Source organism: Rhizobium sp. CAU 1783 (assembly GCF_054551725.1).
This window is the reverse complement of sequence record NZ_JBTOLM010000001.1, coordinates 1,009,412-1,030,942: the sequence shown is the minus strand read 5'-3', so window position 1 is coordinate 1,030,942 and position 21,531 is coordinate 1,009,412. Positions and strand designations below refer to the sequence as shown.

General features: G+C 64.2%; 20 protein-coding genes and 1 tRNA gene. 9 read left to right on the top strand and 12 right to left on the bottom strand.

From position 1 onward, the window contains the following. Positions 1-58: 58 nt before the first annotated feature. Together hutX and ACX93L_RS04700 are read right to left on the bottom strand one after the other, a co-directional pair. On the bottom strand, positions 59-586 hold the full coding sequence (gene hutX, locus ACX93L_RS04705) for a heme utilization cystosolic carrier protein HutX (RefSeq protein ID WP_459403752.1): 528 nt from the start codon (positions 584-586) through the stop codon (positions 59-61). A 10-nt stretch (positions 587-596) separates the two neighbouring features. After that, the gene (locus tag ACX93L_RS04700) at positions 597-938 is read right to left on the bottom strand and encodes an antibiotic biosynthesis monooxygenase family protein (protein ID WP_169587475.1); all 342 of its coding nucleotides are present in this window, start codon (positions 936-938) and stop codon (positions 597-599) included. A 234-nt stretch (positions 939-1,172) separates the two neighbouring features. Between ACX93L_RS04700 and ACX93L_RS04695 the strand changes: the two genes are divergently transcribed. The 3 genes from ACX93L_RS04695 to ACX93L_RS04685 are packed head-to-tail and all read left to right on the top strand — an operon-like array spanning position 1,173 to position 3,951. Continuing rightward, on the top strand, positions 1,173-2,066 hold the full coding sequence (locus ACX93L_RS04695; RefSeq protein ID WP_459403751.1) for a heme/hemin ABC transporter substrate-binding protein: 894 nt from the start codon (positions 1,173-1,175) through the stop codon (positions 2,064-2,066). Continuing rightward, positions 2,063-3,151 (top strand): FecCD family ABC transporter permease, encoded by a 1,089-nt coding sequence (locus tag ACX93L_RS04690; protein ID WP_459403750.1) that lies wholly within the window; start codon positions 2,063-2,065, stop codon positions 3,149-3,151. Before ACX93L_RS04695 ends, ACX93L_RS04690 begins: the two co-directional genes overlap by 4 nt. After that, positions 3,151-3,951 carry a heme ABC transporter ATP-binding protein gene (locus ACX93L_RS04685; protein ID WP_459403749.1) on the top strand — a complete coding sequence of 267 codons (801 nt, stop codon included), beginning with the start codon at positions 3,151-3,153 and terminating at the stop codon, positions 3,949-3,951. Before ACX93L_RS04690 ends, ACX93L_RS04685 begins: the two co-directional genes overlap by 1 nt. A gap of 281 nt (positions 3,952-4,232) precedes the next feature. On the opposite strand, the gene ACX93L_RS04680 is transcribed toward ACX93L_RS04685, so the two are convergent. The 5 genes from ACX93L_RS04680 to ACX93L_RS04660 all read right to left on the bottom strand — a co-directional run bounded on the left by ACX93L_RS04680 (position 4,233) and on the right by ACX93L_RS04660 (position 7,835). Continuing rightward, on the bottom strand, positions 4,233-4,565 hold the full coding sequence (locus ACX93L_RS04680) for a hypothetical protein (protein WP_169587468.1): 333 nt from the start codon (positions 4,563-4,565) through the stop codon (positions 4,233-4,235). Positions 4,566-4,795: 230 nt separating this feature from the next. Then, positions 4,796-4,871: transfer RNA gene (locus tag ACX93L_RS04675), tRNA-Lys, on the bottom strand. Between the two features lie 127 nt (positions 4,872-4,998). Next, a complete protein-coding gene (locus ACX93L_RS04670) occupies positions 4,999-5,916 on the bottom strand; it encodes a PhzF family phenazine biosynthesis protein (RefSeq protein WP_459403748.1) in 918 nt (305 codons plus the stop codon). 72 nt (positions 5,917-5,988) lie between these two features. After that, on the bottom strand, positions 5,989-6,729 hold the full coding sequence (locus ACX93L_RS04665; RefSeq protein ID WP_459403747.1) for an NUDIX hydrolase: 741 nt from the start codon (positions 6,727-6,729) through the stop codon (positions 5,989-5,991). Then, entirely contained in the window at positions 6,729-7,835 is a 1,107-nt protein-coding gene (locus ACX93L_RS04660; RefSeq protein ID WP_459403746.1) for an endonuclease/exonuclease/phosphatase family protein, read from the bottom strand. Before ACX93L_RS04660 ends, ACX93L_RS04665 begins: the two co-directional genes overlap by 1 nt. Positions 7,836-7,979: 144 nt before the next feature. On the opposite strand from ACX93L_RS04660, the gene ACX93L_RS04655 reads away from it, so the two are divergent. Then, the gene (locus tag ACX93L_RS04655) at positions 7,980-8,375 is read left to right on the top strand and encodes a DUF4189 domain-containing protein (protein ID WP_459403745.1); all 396 of its coding nucleotides are present in this window, start codon (positions 7,980-7,982) and stop codon (positions 8,373-8,375) included. A 6-nt stretch (positions 8,376-8,381) separates the two neighbouring features. On the opposite strand, the gene ACX93L_RS04650 is transcribed toward ACX93L_RS04655, so the two are convergent. The 3 genes from ACX93L_RS04650 to ACX93L_RS04640 are packed head-to-tail and all read right to left on the bottom strand — an operon-like array spanning position 8,382 to position 12,093. Continuing rightward, positions 8,382-9,419: an ABC transporter ATP-binding protein gene (locus ACX93L_RS04650; protein WP_459403744.1), complete on the bottom strand. Its 1,038-nt coding sequence runs from the start codon at positions 9,417-9,419 to the stop codon at positions 8,382-8,384. Further along, on the bottom strand, positions 9,407-11,101 hold the full coding sequence (locus ACX93L_RS04645; protein WP_459403743.1) for an ABC transporter permease: 1,695 nt from the start codon (positions 11,099-11,101) through the stop codon (positions 9,407-9,409). Before ACX93L_RS04645 ends, ACX93L_RS04650 begins: the two co-directional genes overlap by 13 nt. Before the next feature lie 11 nt (positions 11,102-11,112). Continuing rightward, on the bottom strand, positions 11,113-12,093 hold the full coding sequence (locus ACX93L_RS04640; RefSeq protein WP_459403742.1) for an ABC transporter substrate-binding protein: 981 nt from the start codon (positions 12,091-12,093) through the stop codon (positions 11,113-11,115). A gap of 265 nt (positions 12,094-12,358) precedes the next feature. Between ACX93L_RS04640 and ACX93L_RS04635 the strand changes: the two genes are divergently transcribed. Both ACX93L_RS04635 and ACX93L_RS04630 read left to right on the top strand, forming a co-directional pair. Beyond that, the gene (locus ACX93L_RS04635) at positions 12,359-14,260 is read left to right on the top strand and encodes a CASTOR/POLLUX-related putative ion channel (RefSeq protein WP_459403741.1); all 1,902 of its coding nucleotides are present in this window, start codon (positions 12,359-12,361) and stop codon (positions 14,258-14,260) included. Between the two features lie 204 nt (positions 14,261-14,464). Then, positions 14,465-16,066 (top strand): ABC-F family ATP-binding cassette domain-containing protein, encoded by a 1,602-nt coding sequence (locus ACX93L_RS04630; RefSeq protein WP_459403740.1) that lies wholly within the window; start codon positions 14,465-14,467, stop codon positions 16,064-16,066. Positions 16,067-16,108: 42 nt separating this feature from the next. Here ACX93L_RS04630 and ACX93L_RS04625 read toward each other — a convergent pair whose 3' ends face one another. Next, complete coding sequence (locus ACX93L_RS04625) at positions 16,109-17,335, bottom strand: aminotransferase-like domain-containing protein (RefSeq protein WP_459403739.1); 1,227 nt, start codon at positions 17,333-17,335, stop codon at positions 16,109-16,111. Between the two features lie 282 nt (positions 17,336-17,617). Between ACX93L_RS04625 and ACX93L_RS04620 the strand changes: the two genes are divergently transcribed. From ACX93L_RS04620 to ACX93L_RS04610, 3 genes are all read left to right on the top strand, one after another. Beyond that, positions 17,618-18,838 (top strand): GGDEF domain-containing protein, encoded by a 1,221-nt coding sequence (locus ACX93L_RS04620; protein ID WP_459403738.1) that lies wholly within the window; start codon positions 17,618-17,620, stop codon positions 18,836-18,838. A 117-nt stretch (positions 18,839-18,955) separates the two neighbouring features. Continuing rightward, complete coding sequence (locus ACX93L_RS04615; RefSeq protein WP_459403737.1) at positions 18,956-19,708, top strand: hypothetical protein; 753 nt, start codon at positions 18,956-18,958, stop codon at positions 19,706-19,708. Between the two features lie 249 nt (positions 19,709-19,957). Then, positions 19,958-20,332: a hypothetical protein gene (locus ACX93L_RS04610; RefSeq protein WP_459403736.1), complete on the top strand. Its 375-nt coding sequence runs from the start codon at positions 19,958-19,960 to the stop codon at positions 20,330-20,332. A 169-nt stretch (positions 20,333-20,501) separates the two neighbouring features. Here the strand turns inward: ACX93L_RS04610 and ilvC are convergent, their stop codons facing one another. Then, positions 20,502-21,521, bottom strand: coding sequence for a ketol-acid reductoisomerase (ilvC, locus tag ACX93L_RS04605; RefSeq protein ID WP_459403735.1), 1,020 nt, complete (start codon positions 21,519-21,521; stop codon positions 20,502-20,504). Positions 21,522-21,531 lie beyond the last annotated feature (10 nt).

Genomic DNA, 21,531 nt, shown 5'->3' with positions numbered 1-21,531 from the left:
AACACATCGGCCGCATCCCGCGGGACACGGCCGAACCATTCTCAAGGCAAAAGCGAACTCAGGCGTTGGCCAGTTTCGACCGCAGCGCCTCGAAGCGCGCCAACTGGTCGGACAGAAGCGCCCTTTCGGCATCGCGCCGGACGAAGACCTTGAACATCGCCCAGCCGTCGGCGTTCATGAACCAGACAGAACAGGACCGCCGTCCGTGGAAACCCCGGTCGACGAAGGCGATCTGCGTGCAGCGCTCCTTGCGGATATGCCCGCCGATCGGGCTGTCGCCATGGATGTTGAACCATCCGTGACCTTCGCTGCCCTGCGGCAGCGCGCCTTCGACCTCCAGCACGATATCGTCCGTGTGGACGATCATCAGAATGTCGCCCCAGGACGACATGTCGTCCCAGATCTGCAGGAACTGGTCGGCCGGCACGACAACCGCCGCCCCCTCCGGCAGGATCGAGAGGATCTCCGCCGGCGTCACGTCCGCCTTGGCCGCGATCGCCTCGACGACGCCATCCGGCTTTTCGGCCAGCGCCGCCCGCGCCCGCTCGATGCGCTCGCTGCTGTTTGCCACAAGAGTGTCCGTCACCACGCGTTCCTCAGGCTGCTTCGTCGACGCGCTTGCCGTCGCGATCTTCGTGGATGATGACCTCGAAGCCCTCGAAATGCGGTCCCGAGAGATACTTGACCGTCGACTGGCCCGCGCGGGCATGGGCGGCGCGGAACTGTTCGGACTTGGTCCACGCCTCGAAATGCTCCTTGGTCTCCCAGACCGCATGCGATGCGTAAAGCTGGTGATCTTCTGCCTTGGGACCCTTCAGCATGTGGAATTCCACATAGCCCGGCACCTCGGCGAGACGGCCCTGGCGGTTGGCCCACATCGCCTCGAAGGCTTCTTCGTGGCCGGGAAGAACGCGAAAACGGTTCATCGCAATAAACATCGGAAATTCCTCTTCTTTCGATTGGCGGACCGGACCACCGACCTGTCCCGGCACCCTTGCGTCCCATCGACAGCCCCTTGATGGACGGCACGACGTGTTGCCTTCGTAATTAAACTTGTGCATTATAGTCAAGTTAATTGTCTCCCACGCGGGCGGCAGGACATTCGGAATTCTGCCGGCCGCGAATTTCACGCGTGCCGGCGTCTCCAATTTGAACAACAGGATACTCGACGCATGGATCTTCTGAGATCGCTGGGCACAACCGCCCGCCATTTTGCCGCCCCGCTGCTGATTGCCGCCCTGACCGGCGGCGCAGCATTCGCCCAGTCTCCGGCAACGGATGCCAAGCGGATCGTCTCCGTCGGCGGCACGGTCACCGAAGTCCTCTACGCGCTCGGCCAGGACGCCCGCATTGCGGCCGTCGACACCACCTCTGTCTTTCCGGCGGAAACGGCGACCAAGCCGAATATCGGCTATATCCGGCAACTGTCCGCCGAAGGCGTGCTGTCGCAGAAGCCTGACCTCATCATTGCGGAAGCAGGCGCCGGCCCCGCCGATGCGCTCGCCATCCTGAAAGCCAGCGGTATTCCCTTCGTGACGATTCCGACTCCACCCCAGGCCGAAGCCGTGCCTGACAAGATTCGCGCCGTGGGTGCTGCCGTCGGTAGGGCTGCGGAAGCAGAAACCCTCGCCCGCACGGTTGACGGGGAGCTCGCTGCCGTGAAGACCAGGATCGCTGCCCTCACTGTCCCGAAGAAGCGCGTGCTCTTCGCCCTTTCGCTCGTCAATGGCCGCGTCATGGCCGCGGGTGCGGATACCTCCGCCGACGCCATCATCCGCCTGGCCGGCGGCGTCAATGCCGCCGCATCGGTATCCGACTACAAGCCGCTGAGCGACGAAGCCGTCATCGCCGCCGCTCCCGAGGTGGTCCTCGTGATGAACGGCGGTGCCATGCACATGACCGCCGAGCAGGCCTTCGCGCTTCCCGCCCTGCAGGCAAGCCCCGCCGGCAAGGCCAAGGCCTTCATCGCCATGGATGGCCTCTACCTGCTGGGGCTCGGCCCACGCACGGCCAAGGCCGCCCTAGACCTTGCGGCTCAGCTCTATCCGGATGCCGTCAAGCGATGAACACGGTCGCCTTGCTCCTGGGGCGCCGTTCGGTAGCCGGGGATCGTTCGGGCCTCGGCTTCGCCGTCCTCGTGCTGCTGTCTCTCCTGCTGGCCGCGGCCGCCCTTGTTTCACTGATCAGCGGCCCGACCGGCGTCGGCCTCGGTGACTTCGTCGCCTATCTTCGCGGCGACGGCGCGAGCCTTGCGGCCCAGGACCTGGTGATCCTCGAGGCGGTCCGCCTGCCGCGCACCGCGCTTGGCCTTCTGGTCGGCGCCGGGCTCGGCGTCTCCGGCGCCATGATGCAGGGACTGTTCCGCAATCCGCTTGCCGACCCCGGCATCGTCGGCGTTACCTCGGGCGCCGCCTTCGCCGCCGTCTGCGCGATCGTGCTCGGCGGGACGGTCCTTGCCCCCGTCGCGGCGGTCTTCGGCACCCAGTTCCTGCCGGTCATGGCCTTTGCCGGCGGATTGCTGAACACCCTGCTGCTCTACGCCATCGCCACCCGCAACGGCCAGACCTCGACGACCGCGCTGATCCTCTCGGGGATCGCCATCGGGGCGATGAGCGCGGCAGCGACCGGCCTGCTGATCTTCATCGCCGACGACCGCGCCCTGCGCGACATCACCTTCTGGTCGCTCGGCTCGCTCGGCGGTGCGACCTACGAGAAGACCCTGGCAATCCTCCCGTTCATCCTCGCCGTCACGCTCATCATCCCCTTCGTCGCGCGCGGCCTCGATGCCCTCGTCCTCGGCGACGCTGCCGCCTTTCACATGGGCATCCCGGTCCAGCGGCTGAAACGCATGACCATCGTCGCCGTGGCCGCCGCCTGCGGCGCGACGGTCGCGGTCGCCGGCTCGATCTCCTTCGTGGGCATCGTCGTGCCGCATCTGCTTCGGCTTGCGATCGGCCCTTCGCATCGCTTCCTGCTTCCGGCTTCCGCGCTCGGCGGCGCCGCACTGCTGCTCCTTGCCGACAGCATAGCCCGCACGGTTGCCGCCCCCGCCGAACTGCCGATCGGCATCATCACAGCAATCCTCGGCGCGCCCGTCTTCCTGACGCTGCTGGTCGGGCGTAGCGGCCGTGCCGCGATGGAGGGTCTCTGATGATCACCGCAAGCCAGGTCACCGTGATCCGGGGCGGCCGCCCACTGATCTCCGAGATCGACATAAGCCTGCGGCCCGGCCGCTTCACCGTCGTCATCGGCCCGAACGGCGCCGGCAAGTCGACGCTTCTGAAGGTGCTCTCCGGGGAGATCACCCCGGACAACGGAGAGGTGAGCTGCCATGGCAAACCGCTCCGGCAGTTGTCGGCCCTCCAGCTTGCAGCCGATCGCGCGGTGCTTCCGCAGTCGACCGCCCTTTCCTTTCCCTTCACAACCCTCGAGGTCGTGCGCATGGGCGCGATCGCCCATGGCAGCCTCGATCCGTCACGCGCCGCACGCCAGGCCCTTGTCCGTGTCGGCCTCGAAGGCTTCGAGGCCCGGCCCTACCGGGCCCTCTCAGGCGGCGAGCAGCAGCGGGTCCAGTTCGCCCGCGCGCTTGCCCAGGTTCCGGTCGCGGTGGATCAGGGACGTGCCCGCGCGCTGTTCCTCGACGAGCCCACATCGAGCCTCGACATCGGCCACCAGATCGGCGTGCTGGAGATCGCCCGCGACTTCTCGCGACGAGGCGGCGCCGTTCTGGCGATCCTGCACGACCTCAATCTGGCCGCCGAATTCGCCGACCATCTGGTCGTGATGGACCGCGGCCGCATCGTGTCGGCGGGAAGCCCGGCCGCGACGATCAACGACGAGGTGATCGGCGAAGTCTACGGCATTCGCGGCGCTGTCGGCCGCCTGCCGCCCGGACACGTTCCCTACGTCCTGCCGCAGTCGCGGCTGTCGAGTGAGGCGAAAGCCGGCTAACGAGTTTATCCACAGGTTTCCACAGCCTGTGGACGGCTCACGGGGCGAAAAAACAGGAACACTGGGGGAACATTCGTCCAAAGTCGATGGAACAAAAGAAAAACATACGACAGGACTGCACCAAACTGGTGCTCTTGCCTGCAATCCACCGCGCAAATTTTGCTCAATTGTGCGTTTGACAGGCAATTCCGAGAAAAAATGACGGGCCGCCCAGCCGGCTGGCCGGGCGACCCGTGCAGAACGTGACCCGATTGCTCGCGGCCCGCTTGTTCGTGGCCCACTTATTCGTGGATCGTGTAGGAACCCATTTCGCAGAGGTTCTGCGTGTCTTCCGTCGTGTCGAGGTTCGAACCTTCTTCAAACTCGAAGCGCATGTCGTATTCGCACTGGGTGCGGCCGTCGGCGATCGTCAGCTTCACGGATTCGCCCGGCTGCAGGACGTGTTCGCCGAAGACATCGTCTTCCCAGTCATCGACGCCGACCGGCGAGGTGAAGAAACGCGTCAGGACGGAACCCGTGCCGTTGGTGAGCGTGAAGACCAGATCTTCGGCCTGCGCGGCAGTGGTGAAGAACGTGGCGGCCAGGAGACCGGCCGCGGAAAGGATATGTTTCATTGAAAAGCTAAGCTCCCTCACCCGATATTGGGCAGGAATCTTGATATCCGGCACGCCCCGGAAGTGACAATATCGTGATCGCGAAATTTCGCACGAGTGCCACAAAACGTCCGCAACCACAGACTGTCTGCGCAAGAAGACAAGATCGGCGAAGGAGGATGAAAACCCGGACACCGAACGGCGACGCCCGCTCAGGCGCCACATTAATAATCCGGCCTATGATATTGAAATGGTGGGTGATGTAGGGCTCGAACCTACGACCCGCTGATTAAGAGTCAGCTGCTCTACCAACTGAGCTAATCACCCGTTACATCGCCGTCTGGCGGTGTGACCGGGCGTATAAACAGGAACTCGGAGGTTGTCCAGCGCCGCGGCCAAAAAACTTTGATTCATTTTCAGAAAAAATTCGCAGAAGACAAAAAATCGTTTGTTTTCAAAGGTCCAGAATTCCGGAGGCGACGCGCACCGCCTGGCCGCCAATTCTTGCCCGGCTGATCTCTCCATCCTTGGCGTCGACATGCAGATGGATATAGGAAGGACGCCCCATCTCGACGCCCTGCTCCACCATCATCGGATGATGCCCGTCCGGCAGTCCGTCGAAATGATGGATCGCGCCGGACAGCGCCGCGACCGCCGATCCCGTCGCCGGATCCTCGGTAATGCCCATGTCGGGCGAAAACATCCGCGCATGGAACTTCGCGGAATGATGCACGCCGCCGCGGCAATAGACATAGGCCGACGTCAGGCTGCCCTCGCAGAGCGGCGCCGTCCGCTCCCAGAGCTGCGGATCGAAATCGATGCTCTCGACCGCATTCAGATTGTGAAGCGGCACGACGAGAAACGGAACGCCGGCGCCCCAGACGGAGGGCACGTGATTCTCGAAACCGATGTCGGTGACCTTCAGCGAAAGCGCGTCGGCAATCCCCTGCCTGTCGAGAGCGTAATCATAGCGCACCGACTTTTTCGGCAGGTCGAACTCGGCAAAGCCCGCCTCGCCGTCGCGTAGCCGCACGGCACAGCGCACCGGCCCGACATTTTCCTCGAGCACCGAGACGAGATCGAGCCCGCCGCTTTCGGTGCCGTAGGTCCGTTCCGCAAGCGCGACCGCGGTGCCGACCGTCGGATGGCCCGCGAACGGCAGTTCACGCGCCGGGGTGAAGATGCGGATCCTGGCGGAATGGGCGGGATTGGACGCACCTTGCACGAAAACCGTCTCCGACAGATTGATCTCCGCAGCGATCGCCTGCATCGCCTCGTTGGTAAGACCTTCGCCGTCGAAGATCACCGCCAGGGGATTGCCCGCAAGCTTGCGCTCGGTGAACACGTCGTAGATCGAGTAATTTCGCGCCAAAGATCCCTCCGCCGGCATATGGTTTTCGGCCGCAGACTGCCCGACCTTAAGCAATCGCGCAAGCAAGCGATATCAGTCGGCGTCGGCGAAGAACCACTCCAGCAACGGCAGCATGGGGCGACCGTAAGGATGGGCCGACGGATCGGCAGAGCGGATGGCGACCGCCCCGGCGATCTCCTTTTCCTCGTCGACCGCCATATGCGCGCCAATGCGGGCGAGCAGCGCATCCGCATTGAGATCGAAGTGGAAACGTCGCGCGACCGTGAGACGACCGCCGTCATAGCTGGCAAACAGTCGCCCGTCGGCCCGGGCCTCGCGGAGATCGAGGCCGGTTTCCTCGCGCACCTCGCGCATCATGTTGCCGCCGAGATCGCAATAGCCGTCAACGACGTCGTTCTGGTCGAGCGATCCGGCTGCGCAATAGACCTGGCCTGGATTGGCGGTATGGGCACCCATTTTCACGGCGATCAGCGCCCCGTCCGCCGAGACGATGACGGGATAGCCGAACACGTGGAAACCACCGACCTTGCGGTTCTGCTTGCGCCACCACATGAAGGTCGAGAACGGCATCATGAAGCCTTCCCCCTCGACGACACCGTCGCGGATGGCCAGCCTGTGCTGGAACACCATCCGCCCGTCGAAGAGTGCCGGATTGGCGGCGATCTCCGCTTCCCAGTTCACCGCCGCCGCCGCCCGGTGCTCGACATGCAGGGGATGGTCGCCCTCCAGCACCCGCAGCCTCACCGCATCGACAGGAAACATGCGGCGCTCGACGGTCAGGCCTTCGGGTCGGGGATCGGAAAACTCGGACATCAAAGCTCCAGCGTCATGACCACGGGGCAATGGTCGGAGGCTTTCGGCCGGTCCCAGCCGATCCGCGGATAGCGCTCCACCGCCTGCCCCGGCGGAAAGGGTGTGCGGAACGGCTGGCCGTTCCTGACGATTTCCGGTGCCCGACCCGCATTGCGCCGTGCGAGTGCCGGAGAGAGCCACACATAGTCCAGCTGGCAGAGATGCTGCTCTTCCGGGCCGCGTGAGTGATAGAGCGTCCAGCGGTCCAGCGGATCGCGGCGACGCATGACATTCTCCGCAAAGCCGTCGGCCGAAAAGACGTCGAGGGCGCTTGGAAGCCCGTCGCGATGGACGAAGGAATAGCCGTCGCGCCGATCGCCGATCACGTCGACGCGTTCCTGATAGTCGTTCAGGTCTCCACAGATGGCGAAATTCTTGTCCGCCGTCTGCCCCTTGCCGAACCTCGCCTCGATGATGTGGCGCACCGCCTTCGTCTCCGCTTCGCGCACCGGCATCGTGAAGCTGCGGCCATCGATCCCGTCGCGCCCGTTGGTCATCGATTTGAGATGCAGGACATAGAGCGCCAGGGGACGCCCGCCGACCTTCAGGTCCAGTTCGAGACAGTCGCGCTTGAAGATTTTGTCATCCGGCTTGGCGGTTGCCGAAAGCGCCGGCGTGAAGAGGTCAAGGTCGCGATAGGTGAGCGCCGCATGGCTCTTGATGTCGACGATCTCTATCTTCTCGCCGTCCCGGGTTTCGTCGCGCATCATCACGCCGACGTCGATACCGCGGCTGTCATTGCCCTCGACGAGATATTTGTGCCGATAGCCGGCCCCGACCATGCGGAAGAGATAACCGTATTCGAAGGCCTTGAGCGCCTCCATGTTGTCGATTTCCTGCAGGCACAGGATGTCCGCCGCCGCATCGGCGATCGCGAGCGCCGAAAGCTGGCGGGTGTCGTCGGTCGAGGAAACGATCCGGGCGGCTTCGAGCCGCTGGTAGTCCTGCTCGTTGCGCACGTCGAACAGCTGCATCACCCGGTCCTGGCGCAACTGGTTGCGATAACCGGTGAAATCGAACCGGGTCATCAGGTTCTCGATATTGAAGGTTCCAAGCCTTAGCACCATGATTCTCTACCTCGGTCGATCACCCCGAGACTAGCGACGCCACACCGGAGGTCAAAGCCCGGCGAAATACGACGGCCACCCGACACCCAAAAATCGTCCTTCCCTAACGCCCGGACGCCAGCCTATGGTCGCCGGAGAAACAGCATGACGGGGAACAACATATCCATGCGCCGCAGTCCTTCCATTCTTGCCTCCATCGCCATCGTCCTTGCCACGCTTGCCCCGGCCGCCGCCTCGGCCGACAGCTTCGGCGCAATCGCCTATTCCCCGGCCACCGGCGCAACCGGCTGGGCGCACTCCTTCCCCAACCGCAGCGGCGCCGAACGCATGGCGCTCGGCGGCTGCTCGAAAAGCGCCCGCGACTGCCGCGTCGCCATCTGGTTCAAGAATGCCTGCGGCGCCGTTGCGCGTGGTTCGGACGGCTGGGGCTCCGGTTGGGGCAATGACCGCCGCCGCGCGGAGCTCGAGGCGATCGGATCCTGCAACCAGTATACCGGCGGCTGCCGCGTCATTCGCTGGCAGTGCTCCGGCGCCCGATAGGCTGCATCAAAGCCGCCAGCCTGCGGTAATTGCAATCGAAAGGGTGTCGCCGGGCGCACAGGGTGCCCGGCTATAGGCACGCAGTATCTGGCCGTCGGCGAGCGCAAGACGCAGCGCATAGCGTTCTCCCTCGTAAAGCACGCCCTCGACCTTTGCCGCGATCCCCTCGCCGCCGAGCACGACGTCCTGAGGCCTGACCAGCACGTCCATTCTCTGTTCGGCCCCGGATGCGTTCGGAGAGCCGGCGAGCATCGCCCGAAATTCGCCCCACCCGAGCACACGGTCCGGGCTCTCCTTCGTCGGCAGCGACAAGATCGCCCCCTGCCCGATCAGCCCGCCGACCAGCCGCCCCTCGGGTCGCGCATAGATCTCGGCCGGCGGCGCCACCTGCAGCAGCCGCCCCTCCGACATTACCGCGACGTCGGTGGCGAGCGCCATCGCCTCTGCCTGATCATGGGTGACGTAGATCATCGTCGCGCCCGACCGCTGGTGGAATTCGCGGAACGTCTCTTCCATCTCCTGCCGGAGATGTCGGTCGAGATTGGCGAGCGGCTCGTCGAGCAGCACGACGTCGGGCGAGGTCACCAGGCAGCGCGCCAGAGCGACGCGCTGGCGCTGGCCACCGGAAAGGTCCGCGGGGCGCCGCTCCGCATAACTCTCCAGCCGCACTGCCTTGAGCGCCTCGACCACCTTTTCCCGGTAGCGCTCTCCAGTGATCCCCCGAACCTTCAGAGGATAGCCGACATTGTCGGCGACCGACATATGCGGCCACAGCGCATAGGACTGGAACACCATCGCCATGTTGCGGCGCTCGGGCGGCACCACGTTTTCCGCATCGGCCAGCACCCGCTCGCCGAGCAGGATGGAGCCGTCGCTCGGGGTCTCGAAGCCGGCCACCATGCGCAGCACCGTCGTCTTTCCACAGCCGGACGGTCCGAGCAGGGCGAGAAACCCCCCTTCGCGGATTGTCAGCGACACGTCGCTGACCGCCGGCCGCCCGGTCCCGTAATCCTTGGAGAGCTTGTGAAGGATCAGTTTCGCCACGGGACCACCCCTTTCGGCAGGCGCGCCGCCATCAGTTCGAGCAGCAGCATCAGGACCACCACCATCACCACCACCAGCACGGAGAGCGCCGAGGCGAGATCGTAGGAACCGCTGTCGTCGAGATTGTAGATCGCAACGCCGAGCGTCTGCGTGCCCGCCGACCAGAGCAGGGCCGACACCGTCAGTTCGTTGCAGGAGATCAGGAAAACCAGGATCACCGCCGCCCCGGCCGCCGGCGCGATCAGTGGCACGATGATGTCGAAGAGCCGCCTGTAGAAGCCCGCGCCGGAAAGCCGTGCCGCCTCCTCGAGCGCCGGGTCGAGCTGGCGAAGCGCGCTGACGATCGGTTTCAGCCCGACGGCAAAGAAGCTCGACAGATAGGCGACGAGGATGATCCAGATCGTCCCGTAGATCGTCACCCCGAGCAACGGGATGGGCGCGGCAAACACCAGCACGAAGGCAACCGATATGACGATCCCCGGCAGGGCGTAAGGGATCTCGATCATCGCCGAGAGCCAGGCGGCAACGCGGTGCGATCCGCGGGTCAGCGCATAGCCGGTCAACACGCCGATCACCAGCAGGCCGATCGCCGTCGTCCCGGCAAGGAAGATCGAATTGCCGAACGCCGTGCGCGTCGCCGTCTGGCGGAAGAGCACTTCTTCGTATGCCGAAAATGAAGCCGTCTTCAGCGACAGCACCACGCCGTAGGCCGGTACCAGCGAGGCCGACACGAGAGCGACGAAGGGGGCGATCAGCATGACGAAGAGCAGCGCCCACAGAAGAAGTTCGAGCGGCGCCCGCAGCCATCCGAGCCGGAAGGTCGCGGCCGCCCCGGAAAGACCGATGACCCGGTAGTCCCTGCCCTTCAACGCCAGTTCCTGGATCTGCAGCCCGGCGACCGCCATCACGCCGATCATCGCCGACAAGACCGCGATGTCGCCGAAGGTGCCGCCACCGAAGCTCGCCAGCCGCGAATAAATCAGCGTCGGCAGTGTGTAGATCTGCGCCGGCAGGCCGAGGATGGCCGGGATGCCGAAATTGCCGACCCCGGATACGAAGGCGATGGCCGCACCGGCGATGATGCCCGGCAGCGACAGCGGCAGGATGATGTCCTTGAGCACACGCCACGGCGAGGCACCGGCGAGTTTCGCCGCCTCGATGCCGTCACGCGGAAGGGAAAGCAGGCCGGCGCGCAGCGACAGATAGACCAGCGGAGAATGCTGGACGCCATAAAGCAGCGCGATGCCGCCGATCGAATAGAGCGGCTGGGCGCTGCCGATCGGCGGCGCGAGCCCAAGCGCCTTCAGCAAGGGGCTCGACGGTCCGGACATCCCGACCCAGGCGAGCGCCTGGACCTGCGGCGGGATCATCGTCGGCAGCATGAAGAGGAAGCTCAGAACCCATTTGCCCCGGACATCCGCGAGCGTGAGGGCGAGCGCGAACAGGCCGCCGATCGCGACGGCGACGATCATGCCGAGGAATGAGGTGGTGAGCGTGTTATAGGCCGCCGTCCAGACTGCGGGCTCGCCGAGCAGAGCGAGCGCCCTTCCCGACAGCACGGAGGAGAAGCCGGCCGCAAGCAGGCGCAGCAGCGGCAGTACGCAGAGGCAGGCGACAGTGACGACGATAAAGGGAAACAGCCAGCGGGGCTGGCTGTTTCCTTTCGCAGAGTGATAGGCCATGAACCGGTCGATCAGTTCGTGCCGAAAATGCCCGAGAAGGTCTTGAGGTCGTCCTCGGTCGCCTTGAGCGCGGCGGCGGCGTCGATCGGCAGGACCTTGATGGTGTCGCGGGCCGGGAAGCCTTCCGGAACCGGCATACCGTTGCGGGCCGGAATGTAACCGAGCTTGAGGAAGCCTTCCTGACCCTTTTCCGACAGCACGTAGTCGACGAACTTCTTCGCAGCTTCGGCATTCTTCGAGGTCGACAGGATGGCGACCGGCTCGGTGACGGCCGAAACGCCTTCGCTCGGGAAGACGAACTCGACCGGCGCACCCTTGGCCTTCTCGCGGATCGGCATGTAGTCGACGACGACGCCATAGGCCTTTTCGCCCGAAGCGACCGACTTCAACACGGCACCATTGCCGCCGGCGGCAATCGCGCCATTGGCCTGCAGGGCCTTGTAGTAGTCCCAGCCAAGGCTCGGCACGCCGGCAAGCGTCTGCGCGTGGATGAGGGCGGCACCCGAGGTCAGCGGGCTCGGCATGGCGACGAGGCCCTTGGCTTCCGGCTTGGCAAGATCGGCCCAGCTGGTCGGCTTCATCGCCGCCGCCGTGTTATACATGATGCCGGTGGTGATCAGCTTCGTCGAATAATAGGCGCCGTCGGCATCATAGAGGCTGGCATCGTAGTTTGCCGCTTCCGGCGACTTGTAGGCCATCAGCTGGCCGGCTTCCTTCATCCGCTGCAGCGTGACGGTATCGGCGATCAGCAGGAGGTCGGCGGCCGGATTGCCGGCTTCGATCTCGGCCATCAGCTTGGCCATGATCTTCGGCGTGCCGTCGCGCACCCAGTCGACCTTGATGTCGGGGTTGGCGGCCATGAAGCCGTCGACGGTCGCCTGCGCGTCCTCGTTCGGCTGGCTGGTGTAGAGCACCAGGTTTTCAGCATTGGCCGAACCGACCATCAGGCCGACGGTCACGAGTGCGGAAAAGGCGGAAAGCAGCTTTTTCATGAGCAAAGTCCTCGTCTTTCAAATGAGGACCGATCCATAACCATAGGCTGTTGACAGTGATGTGACAGCGCCGCCTGCAACTTCGGGAAGGAGAAATCGCACAAACACTCACGTCTATGTTGCGATGCAGCGACAACTCGGCCGAAAACGCTGACTTTTATGGGATGCCCCCGCATTTGGTTCCGCAAGGTTCATTGAAAATACACGGATTTCCTGCAATTCCGAGTTCACATCATTTTCAATTGACAAAGCGAAGAGCACCAGGATGAAGACAAGCGAAAATTGGCGCGCCCGGCTGCGCTATGAGTTCGACAAGAGCATGGCAGGCGGCGCGATCGCCCTTATCGGTTGGCTGGCGCTGATCTCGCTCGTGGTCATCTCGCTTGCCGGCGCCTTCCTGGCGATCACCGGCATCGCACCGGAGGGCGGCGAACCGGTAAGCTTCATCGAAGGCACATGGGAATCCCTGATGCGCACCTTCGACGCCGGCACCATGGGCGGCGACCAGGGCTGGGGCTTCCGCCTCGTCGCGCTGGTGGTCACGCTCGCCGGCATCTTCGTCTTCTCCGCCTTGATCGGCGTCATCAGTTCGGGCCTGGAAAACAAGCTCGACGAACTGCGCAAGGGTCGCTCGCGTGTCCTCGAATCCGATCACACCATCATCCTCAACTGGTCGGCCTCGATCTTCGATGTGATCTCCGAACTGGTGATCGCCAACCAGAGCCGCAAGCGTCCGCGCATCGTCATCATGGCGAACAAGGACAAGGTGGAGATGGAAGACGAGATCGCCACCAAGGTCGCGGACCTCAAGAACACCAAGATCATCTGCCGCAGCGGCGACCCGACGGACCTCTACGACCTCAACATCGTCAACCCGCACAGCTCGCGTTCGATCATCGTGCTTTCGCCCGAAGACGAGGACCCGGATTCGCAGGTCATCAAGTCCGTTCTGGCGCTCGTCAACGACCCCAGCCGTCGCCCGGAACCCTACATGATCGCCGCCGAGATCCGCGACACGCAGAACACCGAGGTTGCCCGCATCGTCGGCGGCAAGGAAATGCAGCTGATCCTCGCCGATGACCTGATCTCCCGCATCGTCGTCCACACCAGCCGTCAGTCCGGCCTGTCGGCAGTCTATTCCGAACTGCTCGATTTCGACGGCTGCGAGATCTACACGCTGGAACAGCCGGCCCTCGAGGGCAAGCCGTTTGCCGCCGGTGTCATGGCCTACGAGAACTGCACGCTGATCGGCCTTTGCGACCGCGCCGGCAAGGTTCATCTCAACCCGCCGCCGAACCGCGTCATCGAGCCGGGCGAACGCGCCGTCATCATCGCCGAGGACGACGACTCGATCAAACCGTGGGCGGGCGACACGCAGCTTGCCAAGGAAGCCATCCTGCCGCCGACCAAGCGCACGCTCGGTGCGGAGCGCACCCTCATCCTCGGCTGGAACCGCCGCGGAACGATCATTGCTACGGAACTCGCCCGTTATGTTGCACCCGGATCGCTGCTCACCATCGCGGCAAGCACGCCCGAATTCGAGGACGAGATTGCCGGTCTCGTCCTTCCGAACGGCAATATGACCGTCAAGCACCACGTCATCGACACGTCGAGCCGTGCGGCGCTCGATGCACTCAACATCCCCGCCTACGACCACGTGCTGGTGCTCGGCTACAGCGACCACATGACCATGCAGTCGGCCGACACCCGCACGCTGATCACGCTGCTCCACCTCCGGCGGATCGCCGAGGGTGCGGGCCTGCACATCAACGTGGTCAGCGAGATGACAGACGTCCGCAACCGCGAACTGGCCGAAGTGACCCGCGCCGACGACTTCGTGGTCAGCAACAAGCTTGTGAGCTTGATGCTCGCCCAGGCCTCCGAAAACGAGTTCATGGCCCAGATCTTCGATGAACTGCTCGACGAGGAAGGTTCCGAGATCTACATGCGCCCGGTCAGTGACTATGTCTCGATCGACCGCCCGGTGAACTTCTTCACCATCGCGCTTGCTGCCCTCCGTCGCGGAGAGATCGCCATCGGCTATCGCCGCCAGCGCGAGGACGACGCGGACGACCGCAATCTCGGCGGAGTCACCGTCAACCCGTCGCGTTCTGACATGCTGACTTACAGCGAGAAGGACATGGTCATCGTTCTCGCGCAAGACTGAGCGCTGGCTTTGACCGCGCAATTCGCACACCAACGGAAGGGCCCGCCTCGACGCGGGCCCTTCGCGTTTCCCCGGCAGACCTTGTCCTGACGACTTCCGGCGCCTAGATTGGGGACGATATCGTCTCCTACAGGATGTGTGCCGCCATGGATTTCCTCCCGAACGCAAAGCCCGCCCGCATTTGCCTCCGGAGACCCGATATCCATGTCCGCCACCATCACGCTTTCCCATCTCGGCTGGTCGACGCCTGACGGGCGCGCCCTCCTTTCCGACTGCAATCTCAGCTTCACTGCCGAACGCGCCGGCCTCGTCGGCCGCAACGGCGTGGGCAAGACCACGCTCCTGAGGCTGATTGCACAGGACCTCGTCCCTCACACCGGAACCGTTGCCGTCGGCGGTACCGTCGGTTGGCTCAGGCAATCGCTTGCGGCCGGCCCTGAAGAAACCGTGGCCGACCTTTTTCGCGCCCGGGAAGCCCTCGACCTCCTTCGACGCGCCGATGCCGGCGACGCCACCGCCGACGAACTGGCAGGAGCCGACTGGACACTCGAAACCCGTATCGAGACGGCGCTCGGCGGAATTGGGCTCGATGCCGAACCTCGGACACCGCTCGCCGCGCTGTCCGGCGGACAGCAGACCCGCGCCGCTCTCGCCGCCCTCGTCTTCGATGAGCCCGACTTCATCCTCCTCGACGAGCCGACCAACAATCTCGATGGCGAAGGGCGAAAGCGGGTGATCGAACTTCTGGCAAGCTGGCCCAAGGGCGCCATCGTCGTCAGCCACGACCGCGATCTGCTCGACACGATGGACGCTGTCGTCGAACTGACATCGCTCGGCGTGACACGCTACGGGGGCAACTGGAGCCTCTACCGCGAGAGAAAGACCCTTGAACTTGCCGCATCGAGAAAGGACCTCGACGAGGCGGAGCGGCGGCTCGATGACCTCGCCCACAGCGCCCGGCAGACGGCGGAACGCCAGGCCCGCAGGGATCGCCGCGGCAAGAAGAAGGCGCTGAAGGGGGATATGCCCCGCATCCTGGCCGGTGGCCTGAAGATGCGCAGCGAGGCAACGAGCGGCAAAAACGCGCGGCTGGCGGAAGACCGGCAATCCGAGGCCCGTGCTGCGGCAGACGCGGCGCGCGCCCGCATCGAAGTTCTAGCGCCGCTGTCGGTAACACTCGCATCGACCGGCCTCCCGGCCGGCCGCACCGTTCTCGAGGTTTCCGAGATAAGCGCCGGCTACGCGGCCGATGCCCCGATCCTGAAGAACCTTTCCTTCTCCGTCACCGGCCCCGAACGCATCGCGATCTGCGGGCCGAACGGCGCGGGCAAGACAACGCTTCTCGGCCTGATCAGCGGTCGCCTGGCGCCGTTGTCCGGCCATGTGAGCGTCGGGGTCGGCTTCGCCATGCTCGACCAGCAGGTCGGGCTGCTCGATCCCTCGACGTCGATCCTCGCCAACTTCCGACGCCTCAACCCGGGCGCCGACGACAATACCTGCCGGGCGGCTCTTGCCCGCTTCATGTTCCGGGCCGACGCCGCGCTGCAGACGGTCTCGGATCTGTCCGGCGGTCAGCGGCTGCGCGCCGGCGTCGCCTGTGTCGTCGGCGGAACGTCGCCGCCGCCACTGCTGATCCTCGATGAACCGACGAACCACCTCGACATAGACTCGATCGAAGCCGTCGAGGCGGGGCTGCGGGCCTATGACGGCGCGTTGTTGGTGGTGAGCCACGACACGGCCTTCCTGCAGGCGATCGGCATCACGCGGAAACTCGTCTTGCCGATGGAGAGCTCTCAGGTCTCATAGGTAGACGTGAAGAGGCCGTGTCATGCGCGGCCCCTTGCATGTTCAGGCCGCCGCCATCGCACTTGCCCCGCCGACCAGCCGGCCGAGGCGCTTGATGCCTTCGTCGATCATCTGCTCGTTGGCGCAGGAGAACGACAGCCTGAGCGTATTTGCGCCCGAGCGGTCGGCGAAGAAGGCCTGACCCGGCACGAAGGCGACCTTCTCTGTCTCGATGGAACGGGCGAGAAGCTCGGCGCCGTCGATGCCCTCCGGCAGTGTCACCCAGATGAACATGCCGCCCTCCGGCCGCGTCCAGACGGTGCCGGCCGGCATGTAGCGTTCGAGGGCCGCAAGCATGGCGTCCCGCCGCGCACTGTAGGCCTTGCGGATCTTCGCCACCTGCGCATCGAAATGACGTTCGGCGACATGGGCGATCGCGATCTGGTTGATCGACGAGGAATGCAGGTCCGCCGCCTGCTTCATCAGCACCAGCTTGCGGATGACCGGTGTCGCAGCAACGACGAAGCCGACCCTGAGCCCCGGGGCGAGCGTCTTCGAAAAACTCCCGCAATAGATTGTCCGCGTCTCCTCGATCGAGCCCTTCTCGGCGATCTCGAGCGAAAGAATCGGCGGCACCGGCTCGCCGTCGTAACGCAGCGACTGGTAGGCGGCATCCTCGATAACCGCGATGTCGAGTTCCTCGGCCAGCTTGAGCAGCCGCTCGCGCCCTGCCCGGTCGACCGTCTCGCCGGTCGGATTGGCAAAATCGGCGGAGAGATAGGCGAACTTCACCGCCCCGCCGAGGTTTTCGGCCGCCGTCCGGTAGCTCTCCGGCGTCCGGTTGCCGAATGTCAGCTGATCATAATTTGGCTCATAGGCGTTGAACGCCTGCAGCGCGCCGAGATAGGTCGGCCAGCTGACCAACGCCGTGTCACCCGGCGACAGGAACAGCTTGCCCAGATAGTCGAGCGCCTGCTGCGATCCGGAGGTGATGAAGATGTTGTCAGCGCTGCACGGCACGCCGATCTTGGCCATCTCGCCCTGCAGCCACTCGCGCAGCGGCTTGTACCCTTCGCTGACCGAATATTGCAGCGCCGCCTTGCCCTGCTCGCCCCCGAAGATGTCGGCATAGGCCGCCTTGAATTCCTCGTCGGGAAAGAGCGCCGGGTCTGGAATGCCGCCGGCGAACGAAATGATGTCCGGACGGTCGAGCAGCTTCAGCAACTCGCGGATTTCGGAAGCGCGCATCCGGCTCGAACGCGTGGCGAAGATATGGTCCCAATTCAGCATCGGCATTTCCTCGAATGGTCTTTTTGAATGCGTGAAGCTGACCACAGGGCACCCGATATGTCAACATTACTGACCTATCATGGCACGCAACAATTCCGACCTGAAGAACGCGGACGAGCAAGATCCGTTCAAATAGACACACGAAAACGAACACTTCGGTCGCGCGTGCCAAAAATGGTCAGATTTCACCCCTGATTTCCTGCCAAACCCTCTGAAACGGGAGGGTTTTGTTTAGAAATGCGGAATAGACAAAGAGCAAGAAGAGACCAACGACGCGATCTTATGTCAGCACCGCAAAATCCATTTCTGCAGTCCGTGATTGGCCGCGAATACGGCGCCGAACACTATTGCTGGTCTGTGCTCGATGATCTTTTCGCGATTTGGCCGCATGTCATGGCCGCCGTGGCCATCCTGCTGACGATCCTCAACACCTACCTCATGGGTCCGCCGGCCTATCTCACCGGCTCGATCTGCGCCCTCGCACTCCAGCTCCTGTTGCGCTACGTCCTTTATCGTGCCTATGTCCAGCGCGGTCCGAATGCCTCCCTCGACCGCTGGCTGGCGAACTTCTGGCTGGCCGCCGCAAGCTCCGGCTTCCTGTGGGGCCTGTGCCTCAGCCTGCTGCTCGTCGATGCGTCGCCCGAAGCGCGCGTGACGATCCTGACCGTTGGCTGCGTCATGATCCAGTCGGCCAGCTCACGCGCCTACATGGCGCCGCTGCCGGCGCTCTCCCAGTCGGCCCTGATGCTGTCGATGCTGCTCGGCATGACGGTCGCCCAAGGCGACTACCTGATGGTGCCGATCGCCGCCATGTTTGTGCTCTTCCAGCTCGCCTATCTCCGCCGCCTGATCAGCCTGCGTCTCGGCCAGATGGAAGCCGACGTGGAACGCACCCAGCTCCTCGGGCAGCTGGAAAGGACCAATACCGAGCTCCGCAACGCCAATGAGCGTCTCGCCCGCCACGCGCTGACGGACGGCCTGACCGGCCTGCCGAACCGCCGCCATCTCGACCGCAGCTTCGCCGAGCTTCTCGCCAACGCCAACGGGAGCGGCCTGCCCTTCTCGATCGTGCTGATTGACGTAGATCACTTCAAACGCTTCAACGACACTTACGGCCACCTCGCAGGCGACGCCTGTCTGACGGCAGTCGGCAAGGCGATGATCGAAAGCGGTGTGCGCGCGACAGACGTCATCGCCCGCTACGGCGGTGAGGAATTCGCCCTGCTGCTGCCGAACACCGATGCCCGCACGGCGCGGCTGGTCGCCGAGCGCATGCGGATCCTCATCGGCACGATCAATCTTTCTGAACTGCCCGGCAAGCCCGCTGCGATTACCGCGAGCCTCGGCATCGCCAGCAAGAAACACGACGAGGTCGCGACGGAGGAAGGCCTGCTGTCGCTGGCCGATGCTGCCCTCTACGCCGCCAAGGCCGAAGGCCGCGACCGCGTCCGCCATGCGGACGATGTAGTCCTCCAGGATCGCACCGGCCGTCGCCGCGCCTGAACGGACGCGAGGCGCCAGCACCGCATCGGACATCGGACCGGCCGCGCGATAGGTCTGGTGCCGGCAAATGCCATTCTGCTAGTGTCCCGGAGATCTCGTGAACGCCAGGGCCTCGCCATGCACAAGCTGCTTCTCTGCGGCCTCCTCCTTCTCACATCCGGCGGCCCGGCGCTCGCCGAATGCTTCGACGTCAGCAAGGGCGAACCGGAACGCCTGACCGGGCTTCTCACCCACCGCATCTTTGCCGGTGCTCCGAACTTCGAGGACGTCCAGAAAGGCGACACGCCCGAACCGGGTTATGTCTTGACCCTCGACGAAGACATCTGCCTGACCGGAGACGCCGACTTCGCCGATCCCTCCTATCGCTTTGGCGAAGTGCAGCTTGTCGAAACGAAGGAGACCGCCAGGGCCATGCAGGAACTGCGCGATGAGCGCGTGACCGTCAGCCTGCGCGATCCGATGCCCGCCATGACCGGCCACCACCACCGGCCACTTGTCGCCTGGGTGACCGCGATCAAGCCAGACGATGAGACTGCGGATCCGACGGCCGGCTATGGCACCGCTCAAACCGTGGTCGAGGCCTTCTACCGTGCCCTGGAAACCGGTGACGGCAAGCTCGCCGCCGGATTCGTCATCCCGGAGAAGACGCGGACCGGCCCATTCTCTCCAGAAGCGCTCGGCAGGTTCTACGGAAGCCTGTCCGAGCCCCTGAGGCTCCAGTCGGTGAAGGCCCTCGGCCCCGACCGGTTCGCCGTCCGTTACACCTTCACCAGCACCGCAGGACGATGCGACGGCCGCGCGACGGTCACCACGACCAAGCGCGATGGCCGTAACTATGTCCGCTCGATTCGCGCGGAAAACGGCTGCTAGGCCGTAACCCGACGCCCGACTTCACGCCGATCCTTGCCGCCAATCCGTCCGAAACGGAGCACGGTAAGCGTCTGCGCACCTCGTGCAATTGACAAATGCAAGAAATCGATGGCGTGCTAAGGGGCTCGATGCTCGCCGCCCTTTCCCTTGCGGGAGATCACCCGCACACCCTCTCGGGCGCCAGGAAGCCCGGCGACACGGGCTTTGCGTCCATCACGCCTCAGGGGCGACAAGAAGGGGGAAATGAAAATGCGAGGATTGGCTTTCTTCTGCTGTCTTTCGGCCGGGCTCTATGCGCTGGTCGGCATGACGCTCGGCATCTACATGGCCATCAGCCACGATTACGTTCTGGCACCCGCCCATGCCCATATCAATCTGCTGGGCTGGCTGTCGATGTTCGTCTACGGCTTCTTCTACCACGTGGTGCCGGCAGCGGCGGAACAGAGGCTCGCGCGGGTCCATGTCGGGCTGGCGACCCTTGGCGTCTGGTTCATCGGCCCCGGGATCGCGCTTGCCGTGCTCGGCAAGACCGAAGCACTGGCCGCGATCGGCTCGATCCTGACCATCGTCTCCATGCTGCTGTTCGTCGTCATCATCGGCGGCTCCCGTCGCCTCCCGGCCTGACCGAGCACAGCCCAAACGCAAGATCCCCGGCATTGCGCCGGGGATCTCGATAGCAAAGCTCAATTGGCAAGCCGCAACCAGTTGCGGCTCTTCTCGACCAGTCTGTTCTTGCCGATCCCGTGACGCCGAAGGCGCCCATGCCAGGATGACCGGGATCGGCAGGCCGCAATTAGTTGCGAGCCTTGTCGACCAGCTTGTTCTTGCCGATCCAGGGCATCATGGCGCGGAGCTTCGTGCCGACTTCCTCGATCTGGTGGCTGTCGTTCATGCGGCGGATACCCTTGAAGCGGGCAGCACCGGCGCGGTATTCCTGCATCCAGTCCGAGGTGAACTTGCCGGTCTGGATGTCGTGCAGGACGCGCTTCATCTCGGCCTTGGTCTCGGCGGTGATGATGCGTGGGCCGGTGACGTATTCGCCCCATTCTGCAGTGTTCGAGATCGAGTAGTTCATGTTGGCGATACCGCCTTCATAGATCAGGTCGACGATCAGCTTCACTTCGTGCAGGCACTCGAAATAGGCCATTTCCGGAGCGTAGCCGGCTTCGGTCAGGGTTTCGAAACCGGCGCGGATCAGCTCGACCAGACCGCCGCAGAGGACGACCTGCTCGCCGAACAGGTCGGTTTCGCATTCTTCGCGGAAGTTGGTCTCGATGATGCCCGAACGGCCGCCGCCGACGCCGCAGGCGTAGGAGAGCGCGAGTTCCAGCGCGTTGCCCGAAGCGTTCTGGTGAACGGCAACGAGGCAGGGAACGCCGCCGCCCTTCTGGTATTCGCCGCGAACCGTGTGGCCCGGGCCCTTCGGCGCGATCATGACGACGTCGAGGGTCGCCTTCGGCTCGATCAGGCCGAAGTGAACGTTGAGGCCGTGGGCGAACGCAATGGCTGCGCCGTCACGGATGTTGCCGGCGATTTCGCCCTTGTAGATGTCGGCCTGCAGTTCGTCCGGGGTCGCCATCATGATGAGGTCGCCCCACTTGGCGGCGTCGGCGACGGTCATGACCTTGAAGCCGTCGGCTTCGGCCTTCTTGATGGTCGGCGAACCGGCCTTCAGCGCGATCGCGACGTTCTGCGCGCCCGAATCCTTGAGGTTGAGCGCATGGGCGCGGCCCTGGGAGCCGTAGCCGACGATGACGACGTTCTTGGACTTGATGAGATTGAGATCGGCATCACGATCGTAATAGACGCGCATTGTATGTTCC